Origin of the sequence: Streptomyces sp. YS-3, from assembly GCF_045257485.1 — a bacterium.
Lineage (GTDB): Bacteria > Actinomycetota > Actinomycetes > Streptomycetales > Streptomycetaceae > Streptomyces.
Window position 1 is genome coordinate 1 of the sequence record NZ_JBJHPC010000430.1, and the last position, 6,240, is coordinate 6,240.

A 6,240-nucleotide genomic window follows, 5' to 3' on the forward strand; every position below is an offset into this window, starting at 1 on the left:
ACCCGGAGCCGCCCCCAGCCCCCGACTTCAGCACCCAGCCGAAACCTCCCGCGCCATCGCCCTGCCCTACTGAGTGGTCCCCGCGCATGCGGGGGTGATCCCTTTGGACGCCCCTGCGTGCAGATCCCACCTACTGGTTCTAACGAAAGTAGTTTGATCGTGTGACTGTCGGCCTGATCGCTCGTCGATGTGGTTATGGGGAAGCCTTGCCTCCGAGTACCTCCGGTCGAATGGAACGCAGTGCAGTGCCGGTCGACGGGCCGGTTGGGCCGCGGGCACACGTGGGTGAGATGACGCGGAGACCCGGCCCGACATGCTCACAGCGACATCCAGCAGTAGAGCCGTTCACCAGCGCTGCGGGCCCGCCTGGCAAGCACGACAAGGTCCTCAACCAGGGGCTGAATATCTTCCGGGTGTGCTCCGTACAGCTCCTCGGCCTGTACCCATCTGCTGGCTACGGTCGGTATCTCCAAGTCGCTTACGTCCGCCAGGATGTCGCGTACCAGAGGGGGGAGCTCTGATACCCACGGTCCCGTCGCCCACGGGTCATCCTCGTCCAGGCCGTGCGGCCTGGGTTCCGGAGAGGTCGGCCATACGGTCCTCTCCTGCACCAGGTCCACGCGCCACTCGACCTGCTGGATGGAAGCGATCAGCTGTCCCAGTACCACGGCGGGATCCACATGCTTGGCTTCCACTCCGTCGAATGCCGGCGGCTCCGTGAAGAGCGGAGAACCACCATCCGCCAGCTCCAGCGCCCGCACCACCGATGCGGCATCCCTCGCACGGAAGTAATCCGTCAGCACACCCATCGTTCTCTCCCCCGTCTCCGATCCCTCGGCAGGCAGTAGATCAGACACCGCTGGCAGACCGGCAGTCACGTGCCGCCGTGGCCGGCAGTCTCACCAAAAGGGACTTTCAGGCACGGACTGCACCGGCGACAACGCGGGGAACGATCAGGTTGTGCAACGGCTGGATCGCCTTGAAGTACAGGCGTCCGGCCGGGCGGTGGAACCGCACGACCGTCGTGCAGACGCCTTCCTGTCTTCCCCCGGAGGAGGAGGGGCGCACCGCGAATGAGGTACGGAAGTCCAAGTGCTTGTCGTCGTCTCCGCCCAAAACCTCGTCTTCGGTCACGGATAACAGGTAGAAGGGACCCATCTTGAGGCCGGGCTCTATGCGGATGTCCTGCACCGGGACACGCTGCTGGGACTGGAGTCCGAAGGGCGCCATCAGTATGTCGCGCAGGGTGAGCAGTCTGTGCACCCACTTAGGAGTCCGGTGAAGACCATCCGGGTGAACTCGATGGCGGTGGTGCCGGTCGGGACGTCCACGGCAACCGCATCAACATGGTCGTAGCCGCCCAGACTTGCCACGGCGCTATCCGCAACGGGACGTGCGTGTCTGCGGGCTTGTACATCAGCCATGATCAGAACCCTTACCCGTGACGGCTTCTCCCTCTACACCTCTCATTCTCCACCACCGTGAAGGACGCAGCACGCCGCACTACGCCCCTTCATTCTTCAAACAGGCTCATAGGGGAACGGACTCCACCCGTCCTCCAGGGGCGGCCCGTCCTCGGGCCCATTCAGGGGCACGTCCGCCGCAGGGTTCTCATTCCCTTCGCCGGGCAGGGGCAGCGAGAACCACACCGCTTTGCCTTCCTGTGTCGGCAGGGTGCCCCACGCCGAGGCCAGTTGGTCCAGCAGGGCAAGACCGCGGCCTGATTCCTCCTCCAGGCCCGCACTCCTGGCCTGGGGAAGGACCGGGCTGCCGTCGCACACCTCGATGTGGAGCTCGTCCCGGGTGCAGCGGACCCTCAGCCGCAGCGGGTCGCAGGCATGTCGCACCGCGTTGGTGAGCAGTTCCGAGGCCAGGAGACAGGCGGTGTCGGTGAGGTCCTCGCACTCCCACTCCCGCAGAGTCCCGCGGAGGAAACGGCGCCCCTCCCCCACGCTCACCGGCTTCGCCGGCAACAGCGCGGAGACAGCTGTCAGGGGGGCCGGAGGAACCCGGGCCAGGAGCAGCGTCACGTCGTCGGCGTAGTCCAGGGGGTCGGGCAGCAGAGCGGCGAGAACGGAGTCGGCTGTCTCTTCGAGGAACGGCGTCTCGGCGACCGCCTTTTCCAGGACCATCGCCAGGGCATCAATCTGTTCTTCGATGTCGCTGGTCGGCGTTTCCACCAAACCGTCGGTGTACAGGGCCAGTACCGCCGACGGCGGTACTCTCAGCCGGGACTCCTGATGCGGTACCTCACCGACTCCCAGGGGCACGCTGACAGGGACCGGAAGCCTGCTGACCGTCCCGGTGGGGTCGGCCAGCAACACGGGAAGGTGGCCGGCGGAACACACGGTCAGGACCCCCTCGTCCGGGTCCAGGATCAGATAGCAGCAGGTGACGAGTTGGTCGGGCAGCTCGCTGACGACCGCGTCCAGGGCGCGCATCAACTGCCAGGGCGGCATGCCGGTCTTGGCCAGGGCGTGCGAAGCCGAACGCAGCTGCCCCATCACGGCGGCGGCTTCCAGACCACGCCCCATCACATCGCCGATCAGTACGCCTACCCGCCCGCCACCCAGGGCGATCAGATCGAACCAGTCCCCGCCCACACCCGCGCCGTGGCGGGCGGGAAAATACCGGCTGGAGGTGTCCATGCCGGGGAGCGGGGCGGGGGATCCCATCAGGCTGCGCTGCAGCGGGACCTGCGGAAGATCAGCCAGGACTTCCGGCAGGCCACGCCGCGCTGAACCGGTGCCGTGCCGCGGCCAGAGCCCGGTTGACGGTCTTCTCGGTAGGAATAAGTTCCCGCAGGGGCCTGCGTTTGATTCCGGTGGTCAGCCAGGGGCCACCGGCCTAGTAGTGCTTTGTTAGGTGGTGTCGTAGGGCTGCCAGGTGGGTTGTCGGCAGGTGGGGCAGGTACCGGTCCAGGTGGCGATGAGGTGTTGGAGGAAGTCCAGGGCCTGGTAGAGGGTCAGGCCCTGGCAGGGGCTTTTGGGCTGGTGCGCTGTTCGGTCAGGAACAGGTGGGCGGCGGTGACGAGGGTGACGTGGCGGTGCCAGCCGGTGAACGAGCGGCCCTCGAAGTGGTCCAGGCCCAGGGCGGTCTTCAGTTCCCGGTAGTCGTGCTCGACCCGCCAGCGGGCTTTCGCCAGGCGGACGAGGTCTTTGGCGGGCATGCCGGCGGGCAGGTTCGAGATCCAGTACTTCACCGGCTCGCTCTCGCCCTCGGGCCACTGGGCGATCAGCCAGACCAACGGGATCGTTCCGTCGTCGGCGGGCTTGGGGCGGCGCCCGGCGAGCCTCTCCCGCAGGAACACGAAGTGTGAACTCATCGCTGCCTTCGAGCCCTTGCGCCAGGTCACGGTCCGGCCGCTGTCGCGGCCCGCGGTCAGGACGTGCTCGCGCAAGGAGCACGGGCTGGTGCGGTAGCGGGGCAGCGGCCGAGGTCCCAGACCGCCGTAGCTGGTGGGGTGCGGCTTCCTCGCCATGGGCGGTCATCTTGCCCTTGGCCTGCAGGACATAGGCCAGGCCGCGGTCTTCCAGGCCGCGGCGGAAGCCGGCGTTGGCGCCGTAGCCGGTGTCCGCGACCAGGACAGCGGGTCGCAGACCGGTGGCGGCGAGTTCGTCGAGCATGTCCAGGGCGAGCTGCCACTTGGGCCGGTGGTTTTCTGCTTCGGGTATCCGGTAGGCCCGCCGGCGTGCCGCTGCCTCGGGCCCGTCCCAGGCGGCGGGCAGGAACAGCCGCCAGGACAACGGACACGAGGCGGTATCGGACGCGGCATGAACGCTGACACCGATCTGGCAGTTGCCGACCTTGCCCAGAGTGCCGGAGTACTGCCGGGCCACCCCGGGCGAACAACGGCCGTCCTTGGGGAAACCGGTGTCGTCCACCGCCCACACCTGCGGCCGCACCGACGCCACCGCCCGCCATGCCAGCCGGGACTGCATCTGATCGACCGGCCAGGTCGAGGACGTCATGAACTGCTGCAACTGCTGATGATCGACACCGAGACGTTCCGCCATCGGCTGCATCGACTTCCTGCGGCCGTCCAGCAGCAGCCCCCGCAGATACAAGGCACCCTTCTCGCGCTGATCCCGCCGCACCAAGGGCGCGAACACCTAGGACGCGAACTCCTCCAGACGAATCCGTACCGCCGCAAGCTCCCCAGCCCTCATACAGCCAGCGAACTACCAGAGCCCCGACACGACAAGACCGCCTAACAAAGCACTACTAGCTGTCGCGCCAGTTGGTGGTGGTTTCGTGGGTGAGGCGGCGGGTCATGAGGTTGATGGCGGCGAGTTGGATCACTGCGGCTGATCGGTGGGGGTGGGTTTCGTAGTCGCGTGCCAGGCGGCGGTGGTGCATGAGCCAGCCGAGGGTGCGTTCGATGACCCAGCGGCGGGGTTGGACGTGGAAGCTGGGGGTGGTGGGGTTGCGTTGGACGATCTCGAGGTCGATGCCGTGGTGGGCGGCGTGTTCGACGGCTTTGGTCTTGTAGCCGTTGTCGGCCCAGGCTTTGGTGATGGAACTCGGTCATACGAGCAACGCGTTCTTCTCCGAGGAGTCTTCCGGCGATCTGGCCTTGAATCACATCGGTCCTGCGCTGTCCCAATTGCGCCGCCGCGCACCGGCATTTCGCAAGGACCTGTCCCGCAACCTCGTACTCAACGTGATCGCCGATGCGCCGGGTGAGATGACCGTCGGTGGCCTTGCCGCCGAGATGGGCGTCGCCCAGCCGGTGGCCAGCCGGACCGTAGCCGCCTGTATCGCGGACGGTCTGCTGCGCCGGACGGCGTCCCAGTCCGACGGACGCCGCACCGTACTCGAACTCACCGAACACGGCGAGGCCGAACGCAACCGCTTCGCCGCCGAACAGCGCAAAGCGTTCGAAGAGATCACCGCCGCCTGGTCACCGGAAGAGCGAATCCAGTTCGCATGCCTCCTGGCTCGTTACGGAGCTGACGACGCCGCATGGTCCAGGAAACGGGTAGCCGACCGCGACTGAACGAGCTCAGCGCATACACATCCGAGCGCACTCACACGACGCCGTCCGCCTCGCCCGCTGCCCTGCGCTGATCTCGATAACACCGGCCTGAGTGACTTCTGTCCCAGGGTGGATCATCAGATCCAGGTGGGTATGTGTCCCTCGGTGTAGCGGGCGCCGAAGCCGCCGTGGGGCAGGATCTCGTCAATGGTTTTCAGGTCGGCGTCGGTGAGGGTGAGGTCGGCGGCGTTGGCGTTTTCCTCGATGCGCTTCGGGCTGCGGGTACCGGGGATCGGCACGATGTGGTCACCCCGGGTCAGGAGCCAGGCCAGGGCCAACTGGGAGACGGTGGCATCTTTGCTCGCTGCGAGGGCGGCGAGCCGGTCGACGGCTTCGACATTCTTCTCGAAGTTGCCCGGCTGCCAGCGCGGGTCGGCGTTGCGTATGTCGTTGCCTTCGTACTGGCCGGCGGGTCTGGCGGTGCCGGTGATGAGCCCGCGGCCCAGGGGCGCGTAGGCGACGAAGCCGATGCCGAGTTCGTCCAGGACGGGGAAGAGCTGCTCGACGTCCCGTTCGAACAGGGAGTACTCGGTCTGCAGGACGGAGACCGGTTGCACGGCGTGCGCTCTGCGGATCGTCTCGGGCCCGGCCTCGCTGAGGCCGAAGTACTTCACCCAGCCCGCGTCGATCAGCTCCTTGACCGTGCCCGCGACCTCCTCGATGGGCACGTCGGGGTCGACGCGGTGCTGGTAGAAGACGTCGATGTGATCCACGCCGAGGTGGCGCAGGCTGTTGTAGGCGACCTTGCGGATGTTGTCGGGCCGGCTGTTGAGGGGGCCGCCGATCTGCTTCGCGGGCACCGACATGTCGACGCCGAATTTGGTGGCCAGGACCACGTCGTCGCGGAAGTCCCTGACCGCCTTGCCGACCAGGAGCTCGTTGGATCCGGTGCCCCAGCCGTACATCTCGGCGGTGTCGAAGAAGGTGACGCCCAGGTCGTGGGCGCGGCGGAGGGTGGCGACGCCGGCCGCCTCGTCGGTAGGGCCGTAGGCCATCGTCAGGCCCATCGCGCCGTAGCCGATGGCCGAGACCTCAAGGCCCTGGCTTCCCAGGGTCCGGTGCTGCATGACTCACTCCTCGGAGAGAAACCAGTGCCGCCCACGCCGACGCCTGCGATCAGTGAGCGACGGGTGCGCGCGAGCGCAGGCGGCCGATGCCCTCGTAGCGGAGTCGTACGTGGGCTCTCGGCCAGGCTGCCGGGC

The 6,240-nt window shown here is 67.2% G+C and carries 4 protein-coding genes and 4 pseudogenes; 1 reads left to right on the forward strand and 7 read right to left on the reverse strand.

What is annotated here, in order from left to right; translation table 11 throughout:
- Positions 1 to 317: 317 nt before the first annotated feature.
- From ACJA3G_RS27270 to ACJA3G_RS27295, 6 genes and pseudogenes are all read right to left on the reverse strand, one after another.
- Positions 318 to 809, reverse strand: coding sequence for a hypothetical protein (locus ACJA3G_RS27270; protein WP_406555695.1), 492 nt, complete (start codon positions 807 to 809; stop codon positions 318 to 320).
- Between the two features lie 106 nt (positions 810 to 915).
- Positions 916 to 1,272: pseudogene (locus ACJA3G_RS27275) on the reverse strand (DUF2867 domain-containing protein); the annotation flags it as partial.
- Positions 1,273 to 1,520: 248 nt separating this feature from the next.
- On the reverse strand, positions 1,521 to 2,648 hold the full coding sequence (locus tag ACJA3G_RS27280) for a SpoIIE family protein phosphatase (protein ID WP_406555696.1): 1,128 nt from the start codon (positions 2,646 to 2,648) through the stop codon (positions 1,521 to 1,523).
- 26 nt (positions 2,649 to 2,674) lie between these two features.
- Positions 2,675 to 2,841: pseudogene (locus ACJA3G_RS27285) on the reverse strand (IS5/IS1182 family transposase); the annotation flags it as partial.
- A 124-nt stretch (positions 2,842 to 2,965) separates the two neighbouring features.
- A pseudogene (locus tag ACJA3G_RS27290) lies at positions 2,966 to 4,112 on the reverse strand (IS701 family transposase).
- A gap of 112 nt (positions 4,113 to 4,224) precedes the next feature.
- Positions 4,225 to 4,518, reverse strand: a pseudogene (locus tag ACJA3G_RS27295) (transposase); the annotation flags it as partial.
- Between ACJA3G_RS27295 and ACJA3G_RS27300 the strand changes: the two are divergent.
- Positions 4,517 to 4,999: a MarR family winged helix-turn-helix transcriptional regulator gene (locus ACJA3G_RS27300; protein WP_406555697.1), complete on the forward strand. Its 483-nt coding sequence runs from the start codon at positions 4,517 to 4,519 to the stop codon at positions 4,997 to 4,999. The pseudogene ACJA3G_RS27295 and the gene ACJA3G_RS27300 overlap by 2 nt on opposite strands.
- Positions 5,000 to 5,115: 116 nt before the next feature.
- On the opposite strand, the gene ACJA3G_RS27305 is transcribed toward ACJA3G_RS27300, so the two are convergent.
- The gene (locus ACJA3G_RS27305) at positions 5,116 to 6,105 is read right to left on the reverse strand and encodes an aldo/keto reductase (RefSeq protein WP_406555698.1); all 990 of its coding nucleotides are present in this window, start codon (positions 6,103 to 6,105) and stop codon (positions 5,116 to 5,118) included.
- Between the last annotated feature and the right edge of the window lie 135 nt (positions 6,106 to 6,240).